Origin of the sequence: Citricoccus sp. NPDC055426 (genome assembly GCF_040677445.1) — a bacterium.
In the GTDB taxonomy this organism is placed as follows: domain Bacteria; phylum Actinomycetota; class Actinomycetes; order Actinomycetales; family Micrococcaceae; genus Citricoccus.
The window spans coordinates 221039-247756 of sequence record NZ_JBFARZ010000001.1; the positions used below are offsets into that span (position 1 = coordinate 221039).

Consider the following 26718-nt stretch of genomic DNA (forward strand, 5'->3'; position numbering starts at 1 on the left):
AGCCTAGCCATGGGGGCGCCGGGCCCAGAATCAGCGCCGCTCCAGCAGCATCAGCACCTCGTAGTGCTTCGTCTGCGGGAACATGTCCAGCAGCCGCGCCCGCACCGGCCGGTAGCCGGGCAGGTGTTCCAGGTCCCTGGCCAGGGTGGCCGCGTTGCAGCTGGAGTACAGCACGTGCCGGACCCCGGACCCCTCCAACCAGCCGGCCAGCTCCGCACCGATGCCCCGCCGGGGCGGATTGACCACGACGGCGTCCGGCACCTCCTCCGGTGCCTCGCCCCGGACGGTGGCATCCCCGACGGCGAAGCGCACCCGGTCCGCCACGTCCAGTTCGCGGGCGGTCACCTGGGCGGCGGCGACGGCGTCCGCGGAGGTCTCGAGGCCCCACACCGAGCGCTCGGTGCCGGCGGGCAGGGGCCCGGCCGGGCCGGCGTCGTGCGCCCGGACCTGCGCGAGCTGGAAGCCGAAGCCGCCCACGCCGCAGTACAGGTCCCAGACGCTGGCGGCCTCCGTGGCGTCGAGCCACTCGGAGGCCAGCGCGTAGAGGGCGGCGGCCAGCGCGGTGTTGGTCTGGAAGAAACCCTGGGGGCGCAGGTTCAGGGGGATCCCGTTCAGGGGCATCCGCAACGTGGGCTCCCCGGCGAGGTGGATCTCCTCCGGACCTTCCAGCAGGGCACGGTGCTCGGGCAGCAGGTTCGCCGTGATGACCTGGGCGTCCGGCAGGGCCCGCCGCAGCGCGGGGACGGCGGCGCGCAGGGCCGGCAGCTGGTCCGTGGAGCGCAGCACGAAGCGGATCATCAGCCCGCCGGTGGGGGAGAGGGTCAGGATCACGTGCTTGAGCTCACCCGTGCGGGCGCCCACGTCGTACGGGATCAGGCCGGAGGCGGTGATGACCTCCGCCACGGCACCGAAGGCGGCGCCGAGGGCGGGTTCGTAGAGGCCGCAGTCGCGCAGATCCACCCCCGCGCCGTCGTGGTGCTTGGGGTGCTGGCGCGGATCGAGGATGCCGAGCCGGGGCGCCTCGGCGGTGCCGGTGACCACCATCTTGGCCTTGTTCCGGAAGCCGGACTCCGCGGAGGGCACCGGCTCGTCCCACAACTCGCCACCGCCCGGGGCGAGGGTGCCGGCCACCGGGTCCAGCAGGGCGCGGACACCGGCCTGCTTGGTGGCCAGCTGCTCGGCGTAGGGCACACCCATCAGGGGGCAGGAGCGGCACTCGCCGGCGTCGAAATGGGGGCATTGCATGGTCCCCCAAGGATAGTGGTGCCGCGCGGTCCGCCAGCCCGCCGGAAATTTTCTTCAGCGCGGACCCATCCGCTCCGGGGACGGCTCCGAACACCCCACGACAGCCCGCCCGGGACGAGCGGCGGGACGCACCAGCGGGGCCCCGGGTCCCACACCCAAGGAGTAGTCATGAAGACGACGATGCGACGCACTTCCCGAATCACCCTGTTGAGCCTGACTGCCGTGGCAGCCCTCGGTCTGACCGCCTGCGGCGGCGCCACAGACGATCCCGCGGCCTCGGAGGACACCTCGATGTCCGCCTCGCCGTCCATGTCCTCCTCCATGGAGGAGTCGATGGAGGGCTCCGAGTCGGGCGCCCCCAGCGACTCCGAGTCCATGATGGACCCGGCCGCCAACCTGGTGGGCCCGGGCTGCGCGGCCTATGCCGAGGAGGTCCCGGACGGGGCCGGCTCGGTGGAGGGCATGGCCATGGACCCGGTGGCCACCGCGGCCTCCAACAACCCGATGCTGACCACGCTAACCTCGGCCGTCTCCGGCGAGCTGAACCCGGACGTGGACCTGGTGGACACCCTCAACGGGGACGAGTTCACCGTGTTCGCCCCCGTGGACGACGCCTTCGCCGAGATCCCCGAGGAAGACCTGAACGCCGTGGTGGAGGACGCCGACATGCTGTCCTCGGTGCTGACCTACCACGTGGTCCCCGGCCAGATCTCCCCGGACGAGATCGAGGGGATGCATGCCACCGTCCAGGGTGAGGACCTCGAGGTGACCGGCAGCGGCGACGAGATGATGGTCAACGACGCCAACGTCATCTGCGGCGGCGTCCAGACCGCCAACGCGACCGTCTACCTGGTCGATTCCGTCCTGATGCCCCCGATGGACTGAACGGACTGAACGGACTGAACGGTCCGGACGGACCGCACGGGCTCCACAGCCCGCGCATCACCGTCCGGCCCGGAACCGCAGCCGCGGGACCGGGTCGGCCCTTGCCGTCGAGCCGAGGGAGAGAAGAATGAGTGCCATGACCGGGACACCCGATCCGCGTCCACCCCGCTGGCGGCGATCCCGGCGGTGGCCCTTCGCCGCCTCCGGGGCCATCGCGGCCGCCCTGCTGTTCGGGGTGGCCGAGATCGTCTCCGTGCTGTTCTCCCCGGCGTCCTCGCCGCTGGTGGCCGTGGGTGCCGCCTTCATCGACGTCACTCCGGCCTGGTTGAAGGACTTCGCCATCGACGTCTTCGGGACGGCGGACAAGCTCGTGCTGTTCATCTCCATGGGCGTGGTCGCCCTGGTGGTGGCGGCGGGGCTGGGGCTGCTGGCGCGCCGACGGCTGGCCGTGGCCTCCGCCCTGTGTGTGGCCATCGCCGTGCTCCTGGGCGTGGCGGTGGTGTCCCGGGCCGGGGCCGGGGCGGTCGACCTGGTGCCGACCGCGGCCGGCGGGGTGGCCGGTCTGGCGGCCCTGAATGGGCTCGTGCGGCTGGCGCACCGCAGCGTCCCGTCCGGCGGTTCCCCGCCCTCCGCCGCGGAGCGCCCCGGGGCGCGGCCCGCGCGGCGCACCTTCCTGGTGGCCGCCGGCCTGACCACGGTGGTGGCGGCGGTGACCCTGGCCGGTGGCCGCGCCCTGTCCGCCGCCGGCAGCGCGGTGGCGGCCACCCGTGACGCCCTGAAGCTGCCGGGCGCACGCCGGACCGCGGCCGCCCTGCCGGACGGGGTGGGGGCTCCGGCCCCCGGGATGCCGCCGTTCGTCACCCCGAACGGCGAGTTCTACCGCATCGACACGGCCCTCTCCGTGCCCCGGATCGACCCCTCCACGTGGGAGCTGCGGGTCCACGGGATGGTCGAGGAGGAGTTCACGCTCAGCTTCGCTGAACTGCTGGAGCTGGACCTCGAGGAGACCTGGCTGACGCTGACGTGTGTGTCCAACCCGGTGGGCGGCGAGCTGGCCGGGAACGCGAAGTGGCTGGGCTATCCGATCCGGGACCTGCTCGCCCGGGCCCGGCCGCAGGCCGGCGCGGACATGGTGCTGTCCACCTCGGCCGACGGCTTCAGCGCCTCCACGCCCCTGGAGGCCCTGACCGATGACCGCGCCGCCCTGCTCGCCGTCGGCATGAACGGGGAGCCGCTGCCGCTGGAACACGGCTTCCCGGTGCGCATGGTGGTCCCCGGGCTCTACGGCTATGTCTCGGCCACCAAGTGGGTGGTGGACCTGGAGGTCACGCGCTTCGCGGACCGGACCGCCTACTGGACCCAGCGGGGGTGGTCCGAGCGCGGGCCGATCAAGCTGGCCTCAAGGATCGATGTGCCGCGGGGCTTCGAGACGGTGCCGGCCGGTGGGGCCGTCCTCGGCGGCACGGCGTGGTCCCAGACGATCGGCATCGAGGCCGTCCAGGTCCAGGTGGACGAGGGGGAGTGGCAGGACGCCACCCTGGCCGCCGAGGCCACGGTGGACACCTGGCGCCAATGGTCGTTCGACTGGGACGGCGAGCCGGGCGAGCACACCGCACGGGTCCGCGCGGTCAACCGGGACGGCGAGGTCCAGACGTCCGAGCGGGCCGACACCGTCCCGAACGGGGCGAGCGGCTGGCACCAGGTCCGGTTCCGCGCCGAGTAGCGCGCGGCCCCGGCCTCGGTCTGCCGCCGCGTCCCCGACGCCGGCCCCGGCCTCAGTACTCCGGCTCGGCCCGCAGGTCCGGCCGGGAGTGCCGCTCGGCCAGGCGCCCCAGGGCGTCCTCGGCGGCCGCGGCGAGCACGGAGTCCGGATCCATCAGCAGCCCCTGCAGTGCCGTGGCCGCCCGTTCGCCGCCGACCTCCCCGAGGGCCAGGGCGGCCGCGCTGCGCACCCGGGGCTCGGGGTCGACCAGCAGGGACTCGACCGTCGCGGCGGCGTCGGCCAGTGCCGGCGTCCCCTGGACGGCCACGATCCGGCAGCACGCCTGCCGCACGGCCGGGCTCTCATCTGTCAGCGCGGTCAGCACGGCCTGCGCGGCCCGGGGGTGCCAGTGGTACTGGAGCACGCGGGCCCCGAGCCACCGGGGCAGGTGCGGGTCCAGGACGAGTTCCGGATCCAGGTCGGTGACCTCCCCGCGGATCAGCGCGATGTCCGGATCCCCCGGGTCTCCCGGCCGGGCCCGTCCGGTCAGCAGGCGCACGGCCCAATCGGCCAGCTGGGGCCCGCCCACCTGCTCGACGGCGGCCGTCACCCAGGTGGGATCGGCGCCTTCCGCTGCGGCCGGCAGGGAGACGTCCCAGTATCCGCGGTCCTCATGCTCTCGGTGGTCCATCAGCGGTCCTCCCATGGTTGATCGGACTGTGAGGGCGATCCCCACGGGTGAGGATTGCCCTCACAACGTGGGGTCGCAGTGTCGTGGGTCACGGTGTCTGTTCCTTCAGCAGGTGGTTGGGGAGCCGGTTGCCCGGGGCCTGTCCCCGGATGCGCAGCAGGGTCCGGGCGTGCTCCCACAGCCGGTGGTCCTCCTCGCTGACCGGTGCCCACGCCGGCACGGGCACCGAGGTGCCCTCTCCGTCCCGGGCCACCATGACGGTGATGCAGTTCGTGGTCGGCTCCAGCGGGCCGCCCTTCGGATCGCCGGAGCGGACCTCCACGGCGATGTGCATGCCCTTGTAGCCGGTGTAGATCAGCCGCGCCTCGACCTCCACGAGGTCACCGATGCGCAGCGGGTGCAGGAACCGGATGCCCCCGGAGAAGACGGCCACGGTGTCCAGGCCGCAGTACCGGGAGGAACAGAGGTAGGCGGCCGTGTCGATCCACTCCATGACGATCCCGCCGTGGACCTTGCCGCCCCAGTTCACGTCCGTGGGCGCGGCGAGGAAGCGCAGCAACACCTTCTCCGCCGTGCCCTCCTCCGTGTAGTCCTGCCGGCGCAGCTCGGCCGTGATCTCGTCCCGGACCCGGATCCGTGAGGTCGCGTAGTCCCGGGCCAGCTCCTGCTCCAGGGTGCGGGGGACGAACTCGGGGACGGCAGTGGAGCGGCCCTCGGTGTCCACGGCCACGAAGATCACCAGGCAGCGGGCCCGTTCGGTGAGCAGCCCCGTCTTCGGATCGCCCGAGCGGACGGTGGTGTTGATGTGCATGGAGGACCGGCCCGTGTAGAGCACGGAGGCGGTCACCTCCACCATCTCGCCGACCTGGACCGGGTACTCGAAATGGATGTTGCCCACATAGGCCGTGACGCAGTAGCTGCCGCTCCAGCCGGTCGCGGCGGCGAAGGCGGCCTTGTCCACCCACTCCAGCACCCGGCCGGCGTCCACGGTGCCGGCTTTGCCCCGATCGGTGGGGGCCGCGAGGAACCGCAGGGTGACCTCGTGCCGGCGGTCCGCGGCCGATTCCGGCACCGCGGCGGCCGGTGGCCGGCCGGGGGAGGGGGCGGCCGGCGTCGGGAAGTTCTCCATCCCCCCATTGTGGCCGACCGGCCAGAGGCTGGTGGACGGCTGGGAGCCTGCTGGTATTTGACGAAGAGTTTCCACTCGGTGGGATCCCGATGAACGTGGCGCCCGTCACAGGTGCTAATTTTGTTTACATGCCCACCCACAGCTCCATCGCCCTGCAGTTCAGGGCCGAGTCCTATGACCACCCTGATGGGACCGTGGACGCCGGAACCGTCATGACCTGGATCGACAAGACGGCCTACGCCTCGGCCGCGTCCTGGTCCGGCACCAACGTGGTGTCCTCCTACGTGGGCAACATGCACTTCGGCCAACCCGTGCCGGTGGAGACCCGTGTGGTGGTCCAGGCCCGCGTGGTGCTGACGGGGCGGACCTCCGTGCACGTGCAGACCCGGGTGGTCCTGCCGGAGGTCAAGGACGCCCACGGCAGGGCCACCGTGAGCACGGAGTGCGTCATGATCTACGTGGCGGTGGACCATGAGGGCAACTCCATCCCCGTGCGCCCCTGGACCCCCGAGACCCCGGAGGAGGAGGAGCGGCAGCGGCTCGCCCAGCTGCGCGGGTCCATCCGCCGGGACGCGGAGGAGGCCATGATCGAGGCCCCGCCGCCGGCGGCCGAGCTGACCGGGGAATCCGTGGTCCTGCGGTTCGTGGCGAACACCCGCGAGGTGTACCCGGGCGAGAAGGTCCAGGGCGGGGCGGTGATGCGGTGGATCGACGAGGCCGCCAACGTCTGCGCCTCCCGGTGGTCCGGCCAGCCCGTGGTGGCGGTCTTCGCCGGCGGGGTGCGCTTCTACCAGCCCGTCCGCGTGGGGGACCTGGTGGAACTCGAGGCCCGTCTGGTGCACACCAGCTCGAGGTCCATGCACGTCTCCGTGCGGGCCCGCGCCGGGGACCGCCGGGAGCGCGAGCCCATGCTGATCGCCCACGGGCTGACCGTCATGGTCTCCACGGGCCCGGACGGCCGGGCCGCCCCGGTGCCCCAGTGGCCCGCCCGGACCGAGCAGGACCAGGACCTGGAGCGGCGGGCCCTGGAACTAGTGGGCCTGCGCAACAAGGCCGCCCACGAGTGGGCCGGCGGGTAGTACCGGTCACGGGAGCCGGGGACCCTGGAGACCCGGGCGCAGCGCCGGCCGCTCAGGCGTAGAAGCCCTCGCGCAGGTTGATCCCGTGCTCCACCCAGGCCTTCAGTGCCGCCAGCATGCCGGTCCAGCCCATGCAGTTGCCGAAGGCGTTCTGGGCGCCCTCCGGAGTCGGCTGCCAGGAGGACTCCGTGATGGACACCAGGGTGCGGGTGTTGCCCTCCAGCGGGGAGAAGGTGAAGGTCACCGTGGTCATCCCGGACTCGTCCTGCGCCGCCTCGCCGTCCCAGCGCAGCACCAGTCGTTCCGGGGCACGGGCCTCGAGGACCTCGACGGGGAAGGCGCCCGGGAAGTCGGCGAAGTCCCACTGGACCGAGGTCCCGGACTCCAGGCGGCCCACGGCCCCACCGGTGGTGAAGTACCGCGAGAGGCGTGCCGGGTCCGCCACTGCCTCGTAGACCTCCTCCACGGGGCGGGCGATGCGACCGGTCACCGTGAAGGACAGCTCGGTCAGGTCGTTGCGGTCACTGGCGTCCCCGGCCTCGTGGCCTGCGGCGGGTGCCGTGTCCGGTGCTGGCGTCATCCTCAGAAGGTATCCCCTGTGCCGGCCCCGGGGATAGGGTCCACGCATGGACTTCTCGCCGAGCCCCGCATCCGAATCCCAGCCGTGGGACGGCGTGATCCTGTGCGCCACCTGCGGGGTGGAGCAGGAGGCCGTTGACCCGGCCGGGCTTCCCGCTGTCTGCGCGATCTGTGCGGACGATCGCCAGTGGATTCCCGCCGAAGGGCAACGCTGGACCACCGTGGGGGAGCTCCGCGCCGCCGGGGCGGGCCTCGAGGTGGCCGAGCTGGAACCGGACCTCTGGGTCCTGCGGGTGAGGGCCGGCGTCGGGATCGGCCAGCACGCCAAGGTCCTGCGCACGCCCGCGGGCAACCTCATGGTGGACGTGCCCACGTACATCGACGCCGCCGCGGTCCAGGCGGTCGCCGGGCTCGGCCCCCTGGCGGGGATCATCGCCTCCCACCCCCACATGTACGGGGTCCAGTCGGCGTGGTCGGAGGCGCTGGCCGGCCCGGAGGGGCCCGTTCCGGTCTACGTCTCCGAGCCCGACGCCGGCTGGCTGGCCCGGCGGCCGGCTGCGGTCCGCGTGTGGTCGGGCTCCCTGGCGCCGGTGGCCGGCCTCCCCGGCGTGAGCGCCTCCCAGCCGGGCGGCCACTTCCCGGGCAGCGTGGTGGTGCACTGGCCCGGCCGTGACGGGGCCGGGGTGCTGCTCGCCGGGGACACCGTGGGGGTGGCCCGGGACCGGCAGTGGGCCACCTTCATGCGCTTGTTCCCGAACTACCTGCCGCTGTCCGGCGCCGTGGCCGAGCGCATCGCCGCCCACCTGGACCGGTACCGCTATGAGCGGCTCTACGACAACTTCTCCGGAGTCCTCGGTGTTCCGGGCGGCGGGGCGTCGAGGGTGGTGCACCACTCGGCGGCCCGGCATGCCGACTGGGCCGAGGGCCGGATGGACCACCTGACCTGAGGGGCGCCTGCCGGACCCGTTGCAACTGGAGGTCGATGGGTGACCCGAAACCACCGGATTCCCGGGCGTGTCCGTCATCCATCGACCTCCAGATGCAGGTGGGGTTGACCCTGACGCGACGTGAGGCTGTTCAGTGGGAGACATGAAGAACCAGAGGAACCCGGCCCGGCGCACGGGACCGGCCCGGCCGCGGGGCATCCACCCCGAGGTCGCGCTCATGACCGTGGGGGAGACCGCCTCCGCCACCGGGGTGACCGTGCGCACCCTGCACCACTACGACCAGATCGGCCTCGTCTCGCCGGCCGCCCGCTCTTCCGCCGGCTACCGCCTCTACGCCCCGGAGGACGTCGACCGTCTGCAACAGGTCGTCGCCTACCGGCGGTTGGGCCTGGGTCTGGAGGACATCGCCGCCGCGCTGGACGGGTCGGACGGGCCGGCCGGGCTGGAAGGAGGCCGGCCCGCAAAACCGGCCGGCCGCCGTCGCGCCTTGGAACGCCAGCGCGAGCTGGTGGAGGAGAAGATCACCGAACTCTCGCGGCTGCTCGCCGCGCTGGACACCGCATTGGAGAAGGACATGAAGGACATCGACCTGACGGAGGCCGAGATGCGTGAACTCTTCGGGGACTCCTACACGGAGCACTTCGAGGAGTATCAGACCGAGGCCCAGGACCGCTGGGGCCAGACGGACGCCTGGGCCGAGTCCCGGCGCCGGACGGCGGCCTACACCAAGGCCGACTGGGAGCGGATCAGCGCCGAGACCGAGGAGAACAACCGGCTGATCCTCGCCGCGATGGACGCGGGACAGCCCGCCGACTCGGAGCAGGCCATGGACGCCGCCGAGGCCGCACGGGCCCACCTGGACCGCTGGTTCTTCCCCGTGGACGGCACCTTCCACCGGAACCTGGGGGACATGTATGTCCAGGACCCGCGGTTCGCGAAGACCTACGAGGACCTGCGGCCCGGGCTGAGCCGGTACCTGCGGGACGCGATCCACGCCAATGCGGACCGGCTCCACGGCTGACCCCCCTCGCATCTGGAGGGCGATGGATGACCTGTTTCCCGTGAATTGCCGGATGATGGGTCATCCATCGACCTGCCGTTGCCCGGCCGGCGCTCTCCGATCCTGCGGCATCGGTTCACTGTCAGCGGATCGTGCCCTATTCTCCGCGGTTTTCGGGCATGATGACCATGGACCATTTTCGGCTCCGCGATCCCCGAACCCCAGCCGTCTCGGCCGTCCGGGCATCCCTGTGTCCGCAGGTGGTCCCGCCGATATCCCTCCCGCCCTCAGCGACGGTGAGGAACGAACGAACCGGAAGCGAAACCCATGCTGTGGAAACTCGTCCGGCACTACGGCAGGCCCTATTGGGGTCATGTCGTTGCCGTCCTGGTGCTCCAGCTGGCCGCCACCCTGGCCACGCTGTACCTGCCCAGCCTCAACGCCGACATCATCGACAACGGGATCGCCACGGGCGACACCGAGTACATCTGGCGCGTGGGCGCCGTCATGTTGGCCGTGGCCCTGGCCCAGGTCATCACGGCGATCGCCGCCGTCTGGTTCGGTGCGCGCATGTCCATGGCGATCGGCCGTGACATCCGCCAGGCCGTCTACACCCGCGTGGACCACTTCTCCGCCGAGGAGATGGGCCACTTCGGCGCCCCGACGCTGATCACCCGCGGCACCAACGACGTGCAGCAGGTGCAGATGGTGGTGCTGATGGCCTTGAACTTCATGGTCATGGTCCCGATCATGTCCATCGGCGGGATCGTGATGGCCATCCAGGAGGATCCCGGCCTGTCCTGGCTGGTCTGGGTGTCCGTGCCCGTGCTCCTGGTGATCGTCGGGCTGCTGGTGCGCCGGCTGATGCCTCTCTTCGAGAGGATGCAGACCAACATCGATGACATCAACGGCGTGATGCGCGAGCAGATCATGGGCATCCGCGTGGTCCGGGCCTTCGTGCGCGAGCGCCACGAGGCCCGGCGCTTCACCGACGCCAACGAGGCCCTGACCCGGACCTCCATCAACATCGGCCGCCTGTTCATCCTGATGGGCCCGGTCATCACGATGGTGCTGCACCTGGCCACGGCCGCCGTGCTGTGGTTCGGCGGCCAGCGCGTGGACGCCGGCCTCGTGGAGGTCGGCGCGCTGACCGCGTTCATGCAGTACCTGCTGCAGATCCTCATGGCCGTGATGATGGGCACCTTCATGTTCATGATGTTCCCCCGCGCCGTGATCACCGCGCGGCGCATCGGCGAGGTGCTGACCACCACGGGCTCCGTGCAGGAGCCGGCGTCCCCCACCGAGCCGCGGCGCCAGGACGGCACCGTCGAGTTCCGGGACGTCACCTTCTCCTACCCCGGAGCCGATGCCCCCATCCTGGACGGGGTGTCCTTCACGGCGGAGGCCGGCAAGACCACCGCGATCATCGGCTCGACGGGGTCCGGCAAGACCACGCTGATCAACCTCATCCCGCGGCTCTACGACGCCACCGAGGGCGCCGTGCTGATCGACGGCGTCCCGGTGGAGCAGATGTCCCGGTCCTCGCTGACCGCGGCCGTGGGACTGGTCCCGCAGAAGCCCTACCTGTTCTCGGGCACGGTGGCGGAGAACCTCCGCTTCGGCAAGCCGGAGGCCACGGAGCCCGAACTCTGGAACGCCCTGGACACCGCCCAGGCCACCGACTTCGTACGGGACCGGACCACGGGGGAGGGGGAGACCGCGGCCCACGGGCTGGGCTCGGGCATCTCGCAGGGCGGCACCAACGTGTCCGGCGGCCAGCGCCAGCGGCTGTGCATCGCCCGGGCGCTCGTGGCCAAGCCGCGGGTGTACCTGTTCGACGACTCCTTCTCCGCCCTGGACGTCACCACCGACGCCCGGTTGCGGGCCGCCCTGACGGGTTACACGGACGGGGCCACCACGCTCATGGTCGCCCAGCGGGTCTCCAGCATCACGGAGGCCGACCAGATCATCGTCCTGGAGGAGGGCCGGATCGTGGGGCGCGGAACCCACCACGAGCTGCTCGAGACCTCGGAGACCTACCGGGAGATCGTGGATTCCCAGATCAGTGCGGAGGAAGTGGCATGAGCCAGCGTGAGCACCACGGGCCCGCCGGGGCCCAGACGGACCGGAGCCGGCGCCCGGAGGACCTGTTCCCCGCCGTCCAGCGCCCCGCCTATCGGTCCACCGCGGCCGGGGGCACGAAGGGCGACGGCGCCGCGAAAGGTGCCGGGGCCGGCGTCGTCTCCGAGCAGGAGATCGCCGAGCTGCAGGACAGCGTGGGCGCCGACGAGTGGGGCAACAGCTCCGCGCCGCGCAAGGCGAAGTCCTTCTGGCCGTCCCTCGGACGCCTGTTCGGCACCCTGAAGGACCACAAGCTCGGGGTGGTGCTGACCTTCCTCTTCGGCGCCGTCTCCACCGTCCTGACGGTGTGGGCCCCGGCCATCCTCGGCCAGGCCATGGACGTGATCTTCGACGGCTGGCTGGGCGACGGCATCGACTTCACCATCCTGTCCCGGCTGCTGGCCGTGGTGCTGGGCATGTACGTGGTGGCCTCCCTGTTCGACTGGCTGCAGGGCTTCGTGCTCAACGAGATCGTCATGCGGGTGGTCTACCGGCTGCGCCAGCAGATCGAGGACAAGGTCAACCGGCTGCCACTGAGCTACTTCGACACGCGTCAGCGCGGCGACCTGCTCTCCCGCACCACCAACGACGTGGACAACGTGCAGACCGCCATGCAGCAGGCCTTCGCCTCCCTGTTCTACGCGGTGATGACCATCATCGGCATCACCATCATGATGTTCGTGCTGTCCTGGCAGCTGGCCCTGATCGCGCTGATCGCCCTGCCGATCGCGGCCGTGGTGGTGGGCCTGGTCGGCTCGAAGTCCCAGAAGCTGTTCACCGCCCAGTGGAAGAACACCGGTCGGCTGAACGGTCACATCGAGGAGTCGTTCACGGGCCACGAGCTGGTGACCGTGTTCGGCCGCCAGGAGGCCATGCGCGAACGCTTCGACGAGCGCAACGAGGACCTCTACGAGGCCTCCTTCCGCGCCCAGTTCTACTCCGGCATGATCATGCCGATCATGCAGTGGGTGACCTACCTGGGGTACGTGGGGATCGCCGTGGTGGGCGGGCTGCGCGTGGCCACGGGGCAGATGTCCTTGGGCCAGGTCACCGCCTTCATCCAGTACTCCCGCGAGTTCAACGCCCCGCTGGGCGAGATGGCGGGCATGGCCAACATGCTCATCTCCGGCGTAGCCTCGGCCGAGCGGATCTTCGAGTTGCTGGATGCCGACGAGCAGGACGAGGACCTCTCGGTCCAGGCTCAGAAGGGCACGACGCCGGCCGGGGCCTTGGCGGGCAAGGCACCCGGGCAGTTGGCCCAGCCCGTGTACGGGCGCGTGGAGTTCGACCACGTGCGCTTCTCCTACACCGCGGAGAAGCCGCTCATCTCGGACCTGTCCCTCGATGCCCGGCCGGGGGAGACCATCGCGATCGTGGGCCCCACCGGTGCGGGCAAGACCACCCTGGTGAACCTCATCATGCGGTTCTACGAGATCGACGGCGGCCAGATCCGGCTGGACGGGGTGGACATCGCCACCCTGGACCGGGGGGTGCTGCGCGGCCAGATCGGGATGGTCTTGCAGGACGCCGTGCTGTTCGGCGGGACCATCCGGGAGAACATCCGCTACGGGCGGCTGGACGCCACGGACGAGGAGGTCGTGGCCGCGGCCACGGCGACCTTCGTGGACCGGTTCGTGCACACCCTGCCGGACGGCTACGACACGGTCATCGAGGCGGAGGGGGCCAACATCTCCGCCGGTGAGCGCCAGCTCATCACCATCGCCCGGGCCTTCCTCGCGGACCCCGCCCTGCTGATCCTGGACGAGGCCACCTCCTCCGTGGACACCCGCACCGAGGTGCTCGTCCAGGAGGCCATGGCGGCGCTGCGCACGGACCGGACCTCGTTCGTCATCGCGCACCGGCTCTCCACCATCCGGGACGCCGACGTGATCCTGGTGATGGAGCACGGGGACATCGTGGAGCAGGGTTCGCACGAGCAGCTGCTGGCCGCCGAGGGCGCCTACTACCGGCTGTACATGTCCCAGTTCACCCAGGGGGTGGACCTGGACGCCGAGGAGGCCGCCGTGTCCGTGGGCACCGGGGCGATCCCGGTGCTCGGCGAGCCCACGGTCGGTGACACCCCGGTCGGCGAGGCCACGGGCGCCGTGCCCGTGGTGTCCGGCGCCGTGCCGCAGGTGGACCCTGGGCAGCAGCGTCCCGGGCCCTCCGGGCGGTGACGGGCGCGGTCCCCGGCCCGGCGGGCCCCGCGGTAGTCGTCCGTCTGGGCGTCCTGCTGGCCGGGGACGTGCCGGCAGGGCCGGACGTGACGGCAGGGCCCGACGTGCCGGACGTGCCGGGCGAGCCGCCCCCGGCGGACCTCGCGTCCCGGTTGACGGCCGAGCTGGGCGCCGCCTACCCGGGGCTCTCCTGGGAGGTGGAGGTCGTCCGGGAGGAGCTCGGCGAGGCCGAGGAGGACGAGTCGCTGGACCTGCTCGAGTACACCCGTGACCGGATGCTGGACGAGGGCTGGGATCTGGCCGTCGGGCTCTGCGGGGAACCGCTGCGCCAGGGCAAGCACACGCTGACCAGGCAGGTCTCGCCGGCGCACTCGTCCGCCGTGGTCTCCCTCGAGCTCGCGGGCACGAGCCCCCGGCAGGCGGTCGTGGCCGCCGTCGCCGGGATCCTCGGCCTGGACCCGGACGACGCCCAGCCCCCCGCGGCCCACCTGCGCGGGGCCGTCCACGCCGCCCGCCAGCTGGCCACGGACGTGGAGGAGCGCGGCGGGGAGAACGAGGTGACGTACGGCTGGCGCGTGGCCACGTCCAACCTGCGCCTGCTGCTGGCCACCATCCGCGCCAACCGTCCGTGGACGCTGGCGGCCTCCCTGTCCCGCTCCCTGTCCGCGGCGCTGGCGACCGGGGCCCTGACCCTGATCACCACGGACCTGTGGTTGCTCTCGGCGGAGTACAACGGCCTGCAGATGGCGCTCGTGGCGGTGGTGGCGATCGTCTCCGTGACGGTGGCCCTCGTGGTCGGCGCCAAGCTCTGGGAGAAGCCCCGGCGGCGGGGCGAACGCGAGCAGTCCATGGTGTTCAACCTGGCCACCGTGGTCTCCGTGGTGATCGGCGTGAGCGTCCTCCACGTGGCCCTGTTCCTCGCCGCCCTGGCCGGGTCCCTGCTGCTCGTGGACCCAGAGGTCTTCGGCTCCGTCACCGGGGAGCCGGCCCAGTTCACCGAATACCTGAAGCTGGCCTGGTTCGTCGGCGGCCTGGCGACGATCGGCTCGGCACTCGGCGCCGGCCTGGAGGAGGGCGACGACGTCCGCGCCGCCATCTTCACCCGCGGCAGTTCCTGACGGGGCCGCTCCTCACGGCGGCGCTCCCGACGGGCTGTCACCTCCGTCCGCGCCGATAGCATGGGCACATGACCCAGGAACCGAGGCAGGCGCCCCGTCAGCCGTACCCCCAGCCCGGTACCCGGCAGGCCATCCCCGCGGGCTGGCCCGGCCGCCGGCCCCAGGACCGGATCGTCCTGGACCCCGGCAAGCCGACCTGGATGGACCTGGTCACCGTGCTGGCCTACGTCCTGATCTTCATCCTCGGCGGGGCCGTGCTGGTCACCCTGATCCCCGGCTTCCGCGAGCAGTTCACGCAGGCGGACGGCACCCTGAATCAGGGCTCCTTCACCTTCGCGATCAACCTGGTCTCCTACTCGGTCCTCACCGTGCTGGCCCTGATCGCCTGCTGGCGGCCCTTCGTGGACTCCCTGCGCACCTTCAAGCGGTACGGCTGGCTCAAGATCGGTCTCATCCCGGTGATCTGGTTCGCCTGCATCCTGGTCAACGCGGCGGTGGTGATGTCCGCCGGCGGGGACATCAAGAGCGCCAACCAGGTGGCGATCGAGGAGATGACCACCGAGGTGTCCTTCCTGCCCATGGTGCTGGTGACGGTGTTCATGGCCCCGTTCGTGGAGGAGTACATCTTCCGCCACCTGATGATCGGCAAGCTCTCCCGCTGGATCAACGTGTGGGTGTGCGTGGGGATCTCCATGGTGCTGTTCGCCTCGATCCACTTCATCAGCACCGGCTTCAACTTCGACCCGGTCCAGATCATCCCCTACCTGACGCTGGCCGCCGCCATCACCGTGGCCTACGTGCTGACCGGTAGATCACTGGCCTACGCGACCATCCTGCACGTGTTCAACAACCTCGTCTCGATCGTGGTGGCCTACACCGTGCTGCCGCTGCTGTCCGAGGGGATGTGACCGTTTCCCCCCGGGACACCCGCCCGGTCTCCCGCCAGATCCTGGCGCTCGCGGTGCCCGCCTTCGGCGCGCTGCTGGCCGAACCGCTGTTCCTGCTCGCCGACACCGCGATCATCGGCCACCTGGGCGTGACGGAACTGGCCGGCGTCGGCGTCGGAACCACCATCCTGCACACCGTGACCGGCCTGATGATCTTCCTGGCCTATTCCACCACCCCGGCCGTGTCCCGGTTCCTCGGCGCCGGCAACCTGGGTGCTGCGATGGACCGGGGGCGCGACGGCGTGTGGCTGGCCCTGCTGCTCGGTGCGGTCCTGGGGGTGGCCGGCTGGATCGGCGCCCCGTGGCTGGCCGGACTGATCGGGGCCGAGGGGGCGGTGCTGGCCAACGGGGTGGCCTACCTGCAGTGGTCCATGCCCGGCATCCCGGCCATGCTGGGGGTGCTGGCGGCCACCGGCATCCTGCGTGGCCTGCTGGACACGAAGACGCCGCTGGTGGTGGCCGGTGCGGGCTTCGGGCTGAACATCGCCCTGAACTTCGTCCTGGTCTACGGGGCGGGCCTCGGTGTGGCCGGTGCCGCGCTGGGCACCTCGATCGTCCAGTGGGGGATGCTCGCCGTCTACCTGGCCGTCCTCTACCCGCGCTTCCGAACGGCCGGCACCCACCTGGCGCCCTCGGCCGCCGGCATGCGCGCCACCGCCCAGGTGGGCTCCTGGCTGCTGCTGCGCACCGCCAGCCTGCGCGCCGCCATCCTCGTCACCGTCATGGCGGCCACCGGCCTGGGCGTGGCCACCCTCGCCGCGCACCAGCTCGTCTTCACCGTCTACTCCACCCTGGCCTTCGCGCTCGACGCCCTGGCGATCGCCGCCCAGGCCCTGATCGGCCGCGAGCTCGGGGCGGGGCGCCGCGAGGAGGCCCGCGCCCTGACGGGCACCATGATCCGCTGGTCGCTCTGGTTCGGGGTCATCACCGGGGCCCTGCTCGCGGTGCTGGCCTGGGTGCTGCCCCCGCTCTTCACCCCGGACCCCGCCGTCCAGGCCGCCGCCACCGCCGGGCTGCTGGTGCTGGCGGCCTCGCAGCCGGTCGGGGGGTATGTGTTCGTCCTGGACGGCGTGCTCATCGGAGCCGGCGATGCCCGCTATCTGGCCCTGGCCGGCGTCGTGAACCTGGCGGTGTACCTGCCGGCCCTGGCCGGGCTGGTCTGGCTCGCCACGGGGGCCGGGACCGGTCAGGCGCCCGACGCCGGCGCGCAGCTGGCGCTGCTGTGGGCCGGTTTCGCGGGGGTCTTCCTGGGCGCCCGCGCGGTCACGCTGGGACTGCGGGCGCGCTCGGACGCGTGGATGCGCGTCGGCGATGCCTGACGGCGATGTCTGACGGTGCCGCCCGAGGCTGCCATGCGTCATGCGTATATCCGGTGTGTCGCTGCCCTGGAGAGCAGACACACCGGATATTCGCATGACGGTTCGCACGCGTGAGGTCCCTGGGCACTGGACGGAGGTGGCCGAGGCCTAGAATGGCCGGGTGCCTGCCGCAAAAGCCCCCGTCGAAACCGCCGCGATCATGTGGAAGCCCATCCTGATCCGCGCGCTCATTGCCGTCATCTTCGGCCTGACCACCGTGTTCCTGCAGGAGCCGGGACTGGGCGTGCTGAAGTACGGGCTGGCCGCCTACTTCGTGTTCTCCGGCTCTGGGCTGTGGGAGTACCTGCGCCGCGAGCCGGTGCCAGAGCAGATGCGCGGACCGCTCTCGATCGCCGCGGCCCTCTTCATGCTCGGGGCCATCGCCCTGCTGTTCGCCGGATCCGTGTTCGTGGCCGGGATCATCGCCGGCGTGGCGCTGATCGGCTCCGGGGTCGCCGAGCTGGTCGCCTGGGCGCGGCACCGCAAGGAATTCGTCCCGGCCCGGGACCAGCTGTACACGGGGCTGGTGGGCGCCCTGTCCGGCGTCGGGCTCCTGCTGTTCCTGCACCTGGACGCCCACGGGCTGCTCGGCATCGTGGGCGGCGGGGCCATCGTCATCGCCGTGGTGCTGGCCATCTCCGGCTTCGGGTTCCGGCACGACGCCGGCCCGGCTGCCCGTGCGCAGGCGGAGCCGCGGGCGCCGCGGAAGTAGCCCTCCGGCCCCGGACCGACCCGTTCTCTACACGCCGTAGAATGGTGGGGTGCGCCGTGGCCCGCCGGCCCGCGCACCGGACCGCAGCAGACCAGGAGACCAGTACGTGAGCACGCCCCAGACCGGCCCCCAGCCCGAGGACCAGCGCCCCAGCGGTGCCCCGAAGGAGAGCCGCGAAGGCAAGCCCGGCTTCCTGCAGTCGATCAAGGGACCGCTCTGGTTCTCCTTCGCGCTGGCCCTGATCGGCGGCGCCGTGGCCACCATGGCGTCCTCCGGCGGCACTGACAACCCCGTCCGGTTCGACCTGGGGCTGATCGCCTTCGGCGTGTTCTTCATGGTGTCCCTGGTGGTGGTGGCGATGCTGCAGCTGGCCGCCAAGGACAACCCGGAACACCTCTCCCAGGGCTCGGGCGTGCACCGCTCCTCCGAGGAACTGCACCGTCAGGCGGTGGCGAAGCGCAAGGCCGAGGCCCAGCGCAAGCGCGAGGAGTCCGGCCGTGGGGCTGCCGGGGAATCCGGCGGACCTACTTCTTCTTAGCCTTCTTCTTGCCTGGCTTGCCGTTCTTCTTGCCCGGCTTGCCGCTCGGCTTGGCGGGCTGGTCTGCCTCCTCTGCAGCCCTTGGTGCGGCGCCGGGTGCGGCCCCCGGCGCAGCCTCCGCCGCGCGCCGGGCCCGGTAGGCCTTCACGTGGGCGCGGTTGGCGCAGTTGGCCTCGTCGCAGAACTGCTTGGAGCGGTTGCGGGTCAGGTCCACGAAGGCGTTGGAGCAGTCCTCCCCGGAGCACGTCCGGAGCCGGCTCAGCTCCCCGGCCAGCGCCACATCGGTGAGGGCCAGGGCGATCGCCGTGGACAGGGACTTGTCCGGGGCATCACCGTCCTGCCCCGCGACCAGCACGGCGGGGGATCGGACGGTGGAGTCGGCGGGCAGGATCGCCCGGACGGCCCCGGCCGCCCCGATCAGGGAGTTGATCCCCTCGAGCGCGGCGTCAGCATCCTGCGCCGCGGCGTCCTGCCAGATACCGGCGACGACGGCCCGCAGCTTGCGGACGGAGCGCAGGGTGGCGCTGGACGGATCATCCTCGAACCCCCAGTCGGGCAGGATCGAGGGCAGCGGTGAGGGGAGTCCGGCCGGCCCGTCGAGCCGATCCGGCAGCTGACGGCCGCCCCGGAAGCCGGGCGCCGTGTTGGCGAGCGTGGCCGCCTGGGCCAGGCGTGCGGTGGTGATGGCAGAGAACATGGTGCATTGACTCCTTTGCTCCTGACGAGCCTCCGGGGATGGAGGCCGCAGGCGGTGACAGCACTGTACGTCGCGTTGGAGGTTCACGTCAGCGGATCGGGCCGAACCACGTGGTGTTCAGGAACCGGCCACGTGGGCACGGCGCGGACGAGGGGTTCCGGTGGGGACGACACATGCTGCCACAGCGCGGGGGCGGGCACCCGGGCTGGGGTAATTTGTATGAAGTTCGCCCAGCGCGCCGCCCGAGGACCATCCCGGGCTGCGGGATCGGCAGGGCCGGAACCGCACACAGTCCAAGGAGCCCTGAATGAGCACTGAACAGTCCACGGCCACAACGAAGTCGGCCGGACACGTCATCGTCGACACCCTCGAGGCCCACGGGGTCAAGCGGATCTACTCCGTCCCGGGCGAGAGCTACCTCGATGTCCTGGATGGCCTGCACCATTCTCCGATTGAGAACGTCATCTGCCGCCACGAGGGCGGCGCCGCCTACATGGCCGAGGCGGACGGGAAGATGAACTCCGTCCCCGGCATCGCCATGGTGACCCGGGGCCCCGGTGCCGCCAACGCCCATGTGGGGCTGCACACCGCGTGGCAGGACTCCACCGCCATGGTGCTGTTCGTGGGACTCATCCCCTTCGAGCACCGCGGCAAGGAGGCCTTCCAGGAGTTCGAGCCGCAGGCCTGGTTCGATTCCGGGGCCAAGCGCGTCATGATCCTGGACCACGCCGAGCGGGCCTCCGAGATCGTGGCCGAGGCCATGTTCGCGGCCACCTCCGGCCGCCCCGGCCCGGTGATCGTGGGTCTGCACGAGGACATCATCAAGGAGCAGATCGACCCCACCCTGCACCCGAACATCCCGGTGGCCACCGGCGGGATGACCGTGGAGGACTGGAAGGCCCTCAACGAGGCACTGCAGGATTCGGACAAGCCCCTGTTCATCACCGGCGGCAACGACTGGACCCATGAGGGCGCCGAGGCGCTGACCGCCTGGCTCGAGGAGCACAACATCCCGGCCGCCGCCGAGTGGCGCACCGAGGGCACCGTGCCGTTCACCTCCCCCTCCTATGTGGGTCCGATCGGCTACGGCCGTCCGAAGCCGACCTACGACCTGCTGGAGGAGACCGACCTCATCGTCTTCGTGGGCACCGTGCCCGGCGACGTGGTGACGGACGGCTTCACCATCCGCCAGAACTGGGACAAGAACAACTTCCTGGTCACCATCGACCCCTCGCTGCGCGGCCGTTCCGGGCCCGTCTCCCACCAGATCGTGGCCAAGCCGGACGTCTTTGTGCGGGACCTGGTCCGCATGGACCTCGCCGTGAAGGACACCTGGAAGGAATGGACGTCCCGCATGCGCGGCGAGCAGGAGAAGTTCGCCGCACTGCCGCCGGCCGAGCCGTCCGAGGGCCAGGCCCGCATGGACACCCTGATGGCCAACCTGGTGCAGTCGCTGCCCGAGGACTCCCTCATCACCCTGGGCGCCGGGGAGCACACCAACTGGGCGCACCGCTATTTCCCCACCAACTCCTACGCCTCCATGGTCTCGGCCCGCAACGGCTCCATGGGCTACTCGGTGCCCTCGGCCGTGGCCGCGTCCCTGAACTACCCCGGGCGCCGCGTGGTGACCATCGCCGGTGACGGCGAGTTCCTGATGAACGGGCAGGAGCTGGCCACCGCCGCCCAGTACGGTGCCACCCCGCTCGTGGTCGTCATGGACAACCAGGAGTACGGCACCATCCGCACCCACCAGGAGCGTGACTACCCGGACCGGGTCTCCGGCACGCAGCTGAAGAACCCCGACTTCGCGAAGATGGCCGAGGCGTTCGGCGGTTTCGGTGTGCGCGTGGAGCTGGACGCCGATGTCCCGGCCGCGGTGGAGGCCGCCACCCGGGCCATCGACGAGGACGGGGTCTTCGCCCTGATCCACCTGATCGTGGACCAGCGCGTCAGGGCCTACTGAGCCGCTGCGCCGGACCGAGACGGTCCGGATCCGCGGCCTCCTCCGATTCCACGCAGAATCGGCGTCATAGCCGCGGGCCGATGCGCGGAATCGGATGACACGACGGCGGCCGCCCCCTAGTCGGGGCGGCCGCCGGTGTTTTCAGCCGGCGTCCGGGTACGGCGGGTCCAAGCCGACCTGCCCGTCCACGGCCTTGCGGATCAGGTCCGCATGGCGGAGGTGTTTGGAGTACTCCTCGATGAGGTCGGCGATCACCACGGAGCTGGTGGCCTCCCGGGCAGGTGTCTCCGCCATCGGGTTCGGCACCACGCTGCTGGCGGCTGGCTGCCATGTCGCCGGTGGTGACGTGGGCCACAGTTAGGGATACCGTGGGTGCACCGCCACAGCCAGGAGACGTTGCCATGACATTCCCGTCCACGGAATCCACCCGCATCGCAGTGACCGAGGGAGTCGGCACGGAGCGTGCCGCCGGCATGCCCGATGCACGCTCGGTGCTGGACGCCCGGCCCGAAGTCGACGGCGAGACCGTGTCCCGCGTCGGCATGACCCAGGCTGCGCTCGACTTGATCGGCTCGCTCCAGCAGGTCCACGGACCGTTGATGTTCCACCAGTCCGGCGGCTGCTGCGACGGGTCCTCGCCCATGTGCTTCCCGGACGGCGACTTCAAGACCGGGGGAGCCGACGTCCTGCTGGGAACGTTCGACCTGCCCGACGGCACGGAACTGCCGTTCTGGATGAGCCGTGAGCAGTTCGAGTACTGGAAGCACACCCACCTGACCCTGGACGTGGTCGACGGCCGCGGCTCGGGTTTCTCCGTGGAGGCACCCGAAGGCAAGCGCTTCCTGATCCGATCACGGCTGATGGACGTCGCATGACCTTGCCCCTGTCTGGTCCCGCCTACCAGCTGGCGGTCGAGCGGGCCCATGGTGAGTTGGCCGCACTGGCGAGGTCCCCGGGCCGGGGGCTGGGCCAGCTCCGGGGGGAGGTCGCGGATTCGTGGCGCCGGTCCTGGGTGACCCTGGGCGGTCCGGCCGGGCGTCGGGAGCCCCGGGTCGTCAGCGATGACGCCCTGCGGGACGTGCGGCAGGGGCATCCCTTGTCCCCGGTGCTGCCGATCATCCGCCGGCTCCTGGTGGACCCCGCACAGGATGCGGGCCTGATCGTGGCGCTGGGCAACGCCGAGGGCCAGCTGCTGTGGGTCGAGGGGGATCCCGTGGCCCGCCGCCGCGCCGAGGCCATGGGGTTCGTCCCCGGGGCGGACTGGTCCGAGGCCTCCATGGGAACCTCCGCGCCGGGGGTGGCCCTGTACTCCGGCCGGCCCGTGCAGGTCAGCCGGGCCGAGCACTTCCATCCCGTGGTGCACCCGTGGAGCTGCTCGGCAGTGCCGTTGCGGGACCCGGCGGACGGCAGGATCGTCGGCGTCATCGACCTGACCGGCGGGGACGAGGCCATCTCGCCCCTGGCGCTGCCGCTGCTGAGCGCCGCGGCCGAGGCGGTGCACTCGGCCTGGCGGGACCACGCGCTCCCCGCCCCCGCAGTGCCCGCCCCTGCGGTGCCAGCCTCGGTGAAGCCGTCCGCGTCGGGGCCCGACGCCGGCCGGGAGGTTCTCGTACGCGTCACCGGCGGGCTGCCCCCTCGGGTCGCCGGCCCCGGCGGCGCCTGGTGCGAGGCCTCCGGCAAGCATGCCGAGATCCTGACCCTGCTGGACTGGCACGGCCCGGGCCTCGACGGCGCGGAGCTGGAGGAGCTGCTCTACGGCCATCAGGCCGGGACCACGCTGCGGGCGGAGATGCACCGGCTGCGCCGCTTCCTCGCCGTGAGCCTGCCCTCGGTGTCCATCCGGTCCCGTCCCTACCGGCTGGACGGCGCCCTGGCCACGGATGCCGTGCTGGCGCGGGATGCCCTGCGCCGCGGCGAGGTGGGGGTGGCCCTGTCCCATGCGGCCGGGCCGGTGCTGCCGCGCTCGGCGTCCCCGGGCATCACCGAGATCCGCCGGCAGCTGGAGGCGGACCTGCGGGAGTCCGTGCTGGGGAACGCCGGGATCGAGGACCTCTGGTCCTACGCCGGGCGCCCGGAGGCGGCCAGCGACCTGGACGTGTGGATGACGGCGCTGCAGCTGCTGCCGGCCGATTCCCCGCGCCGGTCCCTGGCCGTCAGCGCCGTGGAGCGGCTGCAGGCCGAGGGGGCCTAGCGAGGTCCCGGCTCGGGGAGGCCGTGCCGGGGATGCAACGTTGATGCAACCTGAGTGTGAGTAGCCTCACAGTCAGCAGTCCAACCATCCCCGCCATCCAGGAGCTGACATGACCATCTACGCGAACCCCGGAACCGACGGATCGAAGGTGTCCTTCAAATCCCGCTACGAGCACTACATCGGCGGCGAGTGGGTAGCGCCCGTGAAGGGCCAGTACTTCGAGAACCCGTCCCCGGTCACCGGCAAGACCTTCACGGAGGTCGGACGCGGCACGCCGGAGGACATCGAGGCCGCCCTGGACGCCGCCCACGCCGCGGCGCCGGCCTGGGGCAGGACCACCCCGGCGGAGCGGGCCGTGATCCTCAACAAGATCGCCGACCGCATGGAGGCCAACCTCGAGATGCTCGCGGTGGCCGAGACGTGGGACAACGGCAAGGCCGTCCGCGAGACGCTCAACGCGGACATCCCGCTGGCAATCGACCACTTCCGCTACTTCGCCGGCACCATCCGGGCCCAGGAGGGGTCCCTGTCCCAGATCGACAAGGACACGGTGGCCTACCACTACCACGAGCCCCTCGGGGTGGTGGGGCAGATCATCCCGTGGAACTTCCCGATCCTGATGGCCACGTGGAAGCTGGCCCCGGCGCTGGCGGCCGGCAATGCCGTGGTGCTCAAGCCCGCCGAACAGACCCCGGCGTCCATCCTGGTGCTGGCCGAGCTGATCGGGGACCTGCTGCCGGCTGGCGTGCTGAACATCGTCAACGGCTTCGGCCTGGAGGCGGGCAAGCCGCTGGCCTCCAACAAGCGCATCCGCAAGATCGCCTTCACCGGTGAGACCACCACCGGCCGGCTGATCATGCAGTATGCCTCGGAGAACCTCATCCCCGTCACGCTCGAGCTGGGAGGCAAGTCACCGAACATCTTCTTCGAGGACGTCATGTCCGCCGATGACGCGTACTGGGACAAGACACAGGAGGGCTTCACCATGTTCGCCCTCAACCAGGGCGAGGTGTGCACCTGTCCCTCTCGCGCCCTCGTCCAGGAGTCCATCGCGGATCCCTTCCTCGAGGCCGTGGTGGAGCGCACCCGCGCCATCGTCCAGGGCAACCCGCTGGACACCGACACCCAGATGGGCGCCCAGGCCTCCAACGACCAGCTCGAGAAGATCAAGTCCTACCTGGACATCGGCCGCCAGGAGGGGGCCGAGGTGCTGCTCGGCGGCGAGCAGGCCCACCTGGACGGGGACCTGGCCGGGGGCTACTACGTCCAGCCGACGATCTTCCGGGGCAACAACTCCATGCGCGTCTTCCAGGAGGAGATCTTCGGACCCGTGGTCTCGGTGGCCACGTTCAAGGACTTCGACGACGCCATGACCATCGCCAACGACACCCTCTACGGTCTCGGCGCCGGCGTCTGGTCCCGCAATGGCACCACCGCCTACCGGGCCGGCCGCACCATCCAGGCCGGCCGCGTCTGGGTGAACAACTACCACGCCTACCCGGCCCACGCGGCCTTCGGCGGCTACAAGTCCTCGGGCATCGGACGCGAGAACCACAAGATGATGCTCGACCACTACCAGCAGACCAAGAACCTGTTGGTCTCCTACTCGGAGAACAAGCTCGGCTTCTTCTAGACCCGGGCCCGCCACCCCGCTCCAACACCCCCTCCACCCATGACCCGGGCCCCGCGCGCCCACGAGGCGCCGCGGGTCACCGGCGGGCTGAGCGCGCCCACACCGAACACCACAACACCACAGCACCATCCACGAGTACACGACCCAGGAGTAACCATGAGCACCATGAAGGCCGCAGTCGTCGAGAACTTCAACCAGGACCTGGCCGTCAAGCAGGTCCCCATCCCCGAGCCGGGTCCGGGCCAGGCCCTGGTCAAGCTGATCTCCTCGGGGGTGTGCCACACGGACCTGCACGCGGCCACGGGCGACTGGCCCGTCAAGCCCTCCCCGCCGTTCATCCCCGGCCACGAGGGGGTCGGTGTGGTCGAGAAGCTCGGCGAGGGCGTCACCGAGCTCAGCATCGGCCAGATGGTCGGCAACGCCTGGCTCTGGAGCGCCTGTGGGACGTGCGAGCACTGCCGCACCGGCTGGGAGACCCTGTGCGAGAACCAGCAGAACGGCGGTTACTCCACGGACGGCTCCTTCGGCGAGTACATGCTGGTGGACGCCAAGCACGCCCCGATCATCCCCGAGGGGTCCGATCCCTATGAGGTGGGCCCCGTGCTCTGCGCCGGGGTCACCGTCTACAAGGGCCTGAAGCGGACCGAGGTGCGGCCCGGCCAGTGGGTCGTCATCTCCGGGATCGGCGGCCTGGGCCACATCGCGGTCCAGTACGCGGTGGCCATGGGCATGCGCGTGGTGGCCGTGGACGTGGCGGATGACAAGCTGGCCCTGGCCCAGAGGCACGGTGCTGAGATCGTGGTCAACGCCAATGTCGCCGAGCCCTCGGTGGAGATCCAGGAGAAGATCGGCGGGGCGCACGGCGTGCTGGTCACGGCCGTCCACCCGAAGGCCTTTGGGCAGGCCATCGCCATGACGCGGCGCGGCGGGACCATCGTCTTCAACGGGCTGCCCCCGGGCGACTTCCCCGCCCCGATCTTCGACATCGTGCTCAAGGGGCTGACGATCCGCGGCTCGATCGTCGGTACCCGCCAGGACATGGTGGAGGCGCTCGAGTTCTACGCCGCCGGGAAGATCCGGCCGACCTATTCCAAGCGCCCGATCGAGGACATCAATGCCATCCTGGACGAGATGCACCACGCCAAGATCGAGGGCCGGGTGGTCCTGGACTACTCCGCCTCATAGGTCCCAGCCCGGGACCGGACCGGTCCGGGACAGGGGCGGGCCCCGGGTGATCCGGCTGCGTGAGGGGGGACGCATCAAGCCGGGCCCGGGGCCCTGTCCTTCATCATCACTCGCACCTTGATGAGGTGCTCTCCACGGTAGGGGCCGGACCTGTTCGGGCACTCGGCTGCGGCTGGGAAACCGCTGGCAATCCGGCCCCGGGTGCCTAGAGGTACCGCCCGGCCAGGCGGGTGAGGGAGGCGCGGATGCCGTTGGCGTTGTCCTGCGGGCGGCGGGTCAGCTCGTAGCCGCGGGCCACCACGTGCCGGGTCCAGGAGTAGTCGAAGGTCTCGGTGACCACGGTGCTGCCGTCCCCCTGGTCCTCGAAGCGCCACCGCCACCGGTGCCCGCCCGGGTGCTTCCACTCCACGACCTCGTCCTCGTCCGCCGCCGTCACCACGAGCGTCATGGTGTAGGGGACGCCGAACATCTTCATGGCCACCGAGAACTCGTCCCCGACGCGCACCAGGTCCGGCCCGGACTTCGCGTACTGGACCGTGGCGGAACCGTCCACCTCGTGGTGCCGGTGCGGGTTGGCCAGGATCGGGTACAGCTCGGAGGCCGGGGCATTGACGCGGATGCGGTAGCTGACCTGCAGGGGGCCGGTGTCCACCGGCTCGGGCCACCCGGCCTGCGGGGCCGAGGTGGGCAGCCCGGTCTCGGGGTTGACGGTGGGCTGGGAGGCGCGTTCCGGCTCGTTGCTCATCCTCCCAGTGTAGGAAGTGCCGGAATCCGGCCGCGGCTAGGCTGGCCTCGTCACCCCCGCACCGATGGAGATCCCG

General features: G+C 71.1%; 24 protein-coding genes. 17 read left to right on the forward strand and 7 right to left on the reverse strand.

Annotated elements, in window-relative coordinates:
• Window positions 1–30: 30 nt before the first annotated feature.
• Window positions 31–1245, reverse strand: a complete 1215-nt coding sequence (locus tag AB0K08_RS01050) for a methyltransferase domain-containing protein (protein WP_363350774.1) — start codon at window positions 1243–1245, stop codon at window positions 31–33.
• 180 nt (window positions 1246–1425) lie between these two features.
• Between AB0K08_RS01050 and AB0K08_RS01055 the strand changes: the two genes are divergently transcribed.
• Window positions 1426–2130: a fasciclin domain-containing protein gene (locus AB0K08_RS01055; RefSeq protein ID WP_363351822.1), complete on the forward strand. Its 705-nt coding sequence runs from the start codon at window positions 1426–1428 to the stop codon at window positions 2128–2130.
• Between the two features lie 136 nt (window positions 2131–2266).
• Window positions 2267–3853, forward strand: coding sequence for a molybdopterin-dependent oxidoreductase (locus AB0K08_RS01060; protein ID WP_363350776.1), 1587 nt, complete (start codon window positions 2267–2269; stop codon window positions 3851–3853).
• A gap of 52 nt (window positions 3854–3905) precedes the next feature.
• On the opposite strand, the gene AB0K08_RS01065 is transcribed toward AB0K08_RS01060, so the two are convergent.
• Together AB0K08_RS01065 and AB0K08_RS01070 are read right to left on the reverse strand one after the other, a co-directional pair.
• Complete coding sequence (locus AB0K08_RS01065; RefSeq protein WP_363350778.1) at window positions 3906–4523, reverse strand: HEAT repeat domain-containing protein; 618 nt, start codon at window positions 4521–4523, stop codon at window positions 3906–3908.
• A gap of 88 nt (window positions 4524–4611) precedes the next feature.
• The gene (locus AB0K08_RS01070) at window positions 4612–5652 is read right to left on the reverse strand and encodes an acyl-CoA thioesterase (protein ID WP_363350780.1); all 1041 of its coding nucleotides are present in this window, start codon (window positions 5650–5652) and stop codon (window positions 4612–4614) included.
• A 128-nt stretch (window positions 5653–5780) separates the two neighbouring features.
• On the opposite strand from AB0K08_RS01070, the gene AB0K08_RS01075 reads away from it, so the two are divergent.
• Window positions 5781–6731, forward strand: a complete 951-nt coding sequence (locus AB0K08_RS01075) for a hotdog domain-containing protein (RefSeq protein WP_363350782.1) — start codon at window positions 5781–5783, stop codon at window positions 6729–6731.
• Between the two features lie 52 nt (window positions 6732–6783).
• Here the strand turns inward: AB0K08_RS01075 and AB0K08_RS01080 are convergent, their stop codons facing one another.
• Window positions 6784–7311, reverse strand: coding sequence for an SRPBCC family protein (locus tag AB0K08_RS01080; RefSeq protein ID WP_363350784.1), 528 nt, complete (start codon window positions 7309–7311; stop codon window positions 6784–6786).
• A gap of 46 nt (window positions 7312–7357) precedes the next feature.
• Between AB0K08_RS01080 and AB0K08_RS01085 the strand changes: the two genes are divergently transcribed.
• The 9 genes from AB0K08_RS01085 (at window position 7358) to AB0K08_RS01125 (ending at window position 18228) form a co-directional block, all read left to right on the forward strand.
• Entirely contained in the window at window positions 7358–8257 is a 900-nt protein-coding gene (locus tag AB0K08_RS01085; RefSeq protein WP_363350786.1) for a hydrolase, read from the forward strand.
• Between the two features lie 142 nt (window positions 8258–8399).
• On the forward strand, window positions 8400–9278 hold the full coding sequence (locus tag AB0K08_RS01090) for a MerR family transcriptional regulator (RefSeq protein ID WP_363350788.1): 879 nt from the start codon (window positions 8400–8402) through the stop codon (window positions 9276–9278).
• 306 nt (window positions 9279–9584) lie between these two features.
• Window positions 9585–11342, forward strand: coding sequence for an ABC transporter ATP-binding protein (locus AB0K08_RS01095; protein WP_363350790.1), 1758 nt, complete (start codon window positions 9585–9587; stop codon window positions 11340–11342).
• Window positions 11339–13555, forward strand: a complete 2217-nt coding sequence (locus tag AB0K08_RS01100; RefSeq protein WP_363350792.1) for an ABC transporter ATP-binding protein — start codon at window positions 11339–11341, stop codon at window positions 13553–13555. The genes AB0K08_RS01095 and AB0K08_RS01100 overlap by 4 nt, the downstream gene beginning before the upstream one ends.
• On the forward strand, window positions 13552–14673 hold the full coding sequence (locus AB0K08_RS01105; RefSeq protein ID WP_363350794.1) for a hypothetical protein: 1122 nt from the start codon (window positions 13552–13554) through the stop codon (window positions 14671–14673). Before AB0K08_RS01100 ends, AB0K08_RS01105 begins: the two co-directional genes overlap by 4 nt.
• 68 nt (window positions 14674–14741) lie before the next feature.
• Window positions 14742–15581, forward strand: a complete 840-nt coding sequence (locus AB0K08_RS01110; protein ID WP_363350796.1) for a type II CAAX endopeptidase family protein — start codon at window positions 14742–14744, stop codon at window positions 15579–15581.
• Complete coding sequence (locus AB0K08_RS01115) at window positions 15578–16939, forward strand: MATE family efflux transporter (RefSeq protein WP_363350798.1); 1362 nt, start codon at window positions 15578–15580, stop codon at window positions 16937–16939. Before AB0K08_RS01110 ends, AB0K08_RS01115 begins: the two co-directional genes overlap by 4 nt.
• A 160-nt stretch (window positions 16940–17099) precedes the next feature.
• Window positions 17100–17690, forward strand: coding sequence for a hypothetical protein (locus AB0K08_RS01120; protein WP_363350800.1), 591 nt, complete (start codon window positions 17100–17102; stop codon window positions 17688–17690).
• Between the two features lie 106 nt (window positions 17691–17796).
• A complete protein-coding gene (locus AB0K08_RS01125) occupies window positions 17797–18228 on the forward strand; it encodes a hypothetical protein (protein ID WP_363350802.1) in 432 nt (143 codons plus the stop codon).
• Here the strand turns inward: AB0K08_RS01125 and AB0K08_RS01130 are convergent.
• The gene (locus tag AB0K08_RS01130) at window positions 18215–18925 is read right to left on the reverse strand and encodes a CGNR zinc finger domain-containing protein (protein WP_363350804.1); all 711 of its coding nucleotides are present in this window, start codon (window positions 18923–18925) and stop codon (window positions 18215–18217) included. The genes AB0K08_RS01125 and AB0K08_RS01130 overlap by 14 nt on opposite strands.
• Window positions 18926–19232: 307 nt before the next feature.
• On the opposite strand from AB0K08_RS01130, the gene AB0K08_RS01135 reads away from it, so the two are divergent.
• A complete protein-coding gene (locus AB0K08_RS01135; protein WP_363350806.1) occupies window positions 19233–20888 on the forward strand; it encodes a thiamine pyrophosphate-dependent enzyme in 1656 nt (551 codons plus the stop codon).
• 141 nt (window positions 20889–21029) lie between these two features.
• On the opposite strand, the gene AB0K08_RS01140 is transcribed toward AB0K08_RS01135, so the two are convergent.
• On the reverse strand, window positions 21030–21182 hold the full coding sequence (locus tag AB0K08_RS01140) for a hypothetical protein (protein ID WP_363350808.1): 153 nt from the start codon (window positions 21180–21182) through the stop codon (window positions 21030–21032).
• 179 nt (window positions 21183–21361) lie between these two features.
• On the opposite strand from AB0K08_RS01140, the gene AB0K08_RS01145 reads away from it, so the two are divergent.
• The 4 genes from AB0K08_RS01145 to adhP all read left to right on the forward strand — a co-directional run bounded on the left by AB0K08_RS01145 (window position 21362) and on the right by adhP (window position 25897).
• Complete coding sequence (locus AB0K08_RS01145; protein ID WP_363351824.1) at window positions 21362–21763, forward strand: DUF779 domain-containing protein; 402 nt, start codon at window positions 21362–21364, stop codon at window positions 21761–21763.
• Window positions 21760–23079 carry a GAF domain-containing protein gene (locus AB0K08_RS01150; RefSeq protein WP_363350810.1) on the forward strand — a complete coding sequence of 440 codons (1320 nt, stop codon included), beginning with the start codon at window positions 21760–21762 and terminating at the stop codon, window positions 23077–23079. The genes AB0K08_RS01145 and AB0K08_RS01150 overlap by 4 nt, the downstream gene beginning before the upstream one ends.
• Before the next feature lie 109 nt (window positions 23080–23188).
• Window positions 23189–24712 (forward strand): aldehyde dehydrogenase, encoded by a 1524-nt coding sequence (gene adh, locus AB0K08_RS01155; protein WP_363350812.1) that lies wholly within the window; start codon window positions 23189–23191, stop codon window positions 24710–24712.
• Between the two features lie 156 nt (window positions 24713–24868).
• Window positions 24869–25897: an alcohol dehydrogenase AdhP gene (gene adhP / locus AB0K08_RS01160; RefSeq protein ID WP_363350814.1), complete on the forward strand. Its 1029-nt coding sequence runs from the start codon at window positions 24869–24871 to the stop codon at window positions 25895–25897.
• Window positions 25898–26102: 205 nt separating this feature from the next.
• Here the strand turns inward: adhP and AB0K08_RS01165 are convergent, their stop codons facing one another.
• Window positions 26103–26642, reverse strand: a complete 540-nt coding sequence (locus AB0K08_RS01165) for an SRPBCC family protein (protein ID WP_363350816.1) — start codon at window positions 26640–26642, stop codon at window positions 26103–26105.
• Window positions 26643–26718: the final 76 nt, after the last annotated feature.

What these genes read in the sequence shown, in the direction of transcription:
- AB0K08_RS01050 (WP_363350774.1), bottom strand. Translation starts at nt 1,245, where the DNA reads ATGCAATGCCCCCATTTCGACGCCGGCGAGTGCCGCTCCTGCCCCCTG.
- AB0K08_RS01055 (WP_363351822.1), top strand. Translation starts at nt 1,426, where the DNA reads ATGCGACGCACTTCCCGAATCACCCTGTTGAGCCTGACTGCCGTGGCA.
- AB0K08_RS01060 (WP_363350776.1), top strand. Translation starts at nt 2,267, where the DNA reads ATGACCGGGACACCCGATCCGCGTCCACCCCGCTGGCGGCGATCCCGG.
- AB0K08_RS01065 (WP_363350778.1), bottom strand. Translation starts at nt 4,523, where the DNA reads ATGGACCACCGAGAGCATGAGGACCGCGGATACTGGGACGTCTCCCTG.
- AB0K08_RS01070 (WP_363350780.1), bottom strand. Translation starts at nt 5,652, where the DNA reads ATGGAGAACTTCCCGACGCCGGCCGCCCCCTCCCCCGGCCGGCCACCG.
- AB0K08_RS01075 (WP_363350782.1), top strand. Translation starts at nt 5,781, where the DNA reads ATGCCCACCCACAGCTCCATCGCCCTGCAGTTCAGGGCCGAGTCCTAT.
- AB0K08_RS01080 (WP_363350784.1), bottom strand. Translation starts at nt 7,311, where the DNA reads ATGACGCCAGCACCGGACACGGCACCCGCCGCAGGCCACGAGGCCGGG.
- AB0K08_RS01085 (WP_363350786.1), top strand. Translation starts at nt 7,358, where the DNA reads ATGGACTTCTCGCCGAGCCCCGCATCCGAATCCCAGCCGTGGGACGGC.
- AB0K08_RS01090 (WP_363350788.1), top strand. Translation starts at nt 8,400, where the DNA reads ATGAAGAACCAGAGGAACCCGGCCCGGCGCACGGGACCGGCCCGGCCG.
- AB0K08_RS01095 (WP_363350790.1), top strand. Translation starts at nt 9,585, where the DNA reads ATGCTGTGGAAACTCGTCCGGCACTACGGCAGGCCCTATTGGGGTCAT.
- AB0K08_RS01100 (WP_363350792.1), top strand. Translation starts at nt 11,339, where the DNA reads ATGAGCCAGCGTGAGCACCACGGGCCCGCCGGGGCCCAGACGGACCGG.
- AB0K08_RS01110 (WP_363350796.1), top strand. Translation starts at nt 14,742, where the DNA reads ATGACCCAGGAACCGAGGCAGGCGCCCCGTCAGCCGTACCCCCAGCCC.
- AB0K08_RS01130 (WP_363350804.1), bottom strand. Translation starts at nt 18,925, where the DNA reads ATGTTCTCTGCCATCACCACCGCACGCCTGGCCCAGGCGGCCACGCTC.
- AB0K08_RS01135 (WP_363350806.1), top strand. Translation starts at nt 19,233, where the DNA reads ATGAGCACTGAACAGTCCACGGCCACAACGAAGTCGGCCGGACACGTC.
- AB0K08_RS01140 (WP_363350808.1), bottom strand. Translation starts at nt 21,182, where the DNA reads ATGGCGGAGACACCTGCCCGGGAGGCCACCAGCTCCGTGGTGATCGCC.
- AB0K08_RS01145 (WP_363351824.1), top strand. Translation starts at nt 21,362, where the DNA reads ATGCCCGATGCACGCTCGGTGCTGGACGCCCGGCCCGAAGTCGACGGC.
- AB0K08_RS01150 (WP_363350810.1), top strand. Translation starts at nt 21,760, where the DNA reads ATGACCTTGCCCCTGTCTGGTCCCGCCTACCAGCTGGCGGTCGAGCGG.
- adh (WP_363350812.1), top strand. Translation starts at nt 23,189, where the DNA reads ATGACCATCTACGCGAACCCCGGAACCGACGGATCGAAGGTGTCCTTC.
- adhP (WP_363350814.1), top strand. Translation starts at nt 24,869, where the DNA reads ATGAGCACCATGAAGGCCGCAGTCGTCGAGAACTTCAACCAGGACCTG.
- AB0K08_RS01165 (WP_363350816.1), bottom strand. Translation starts at nt 26,642, where the DNA reads ATGAGCAACGAGCCGGAACGCGCCTCCCAGCCCACCGTCAACCCCGAG.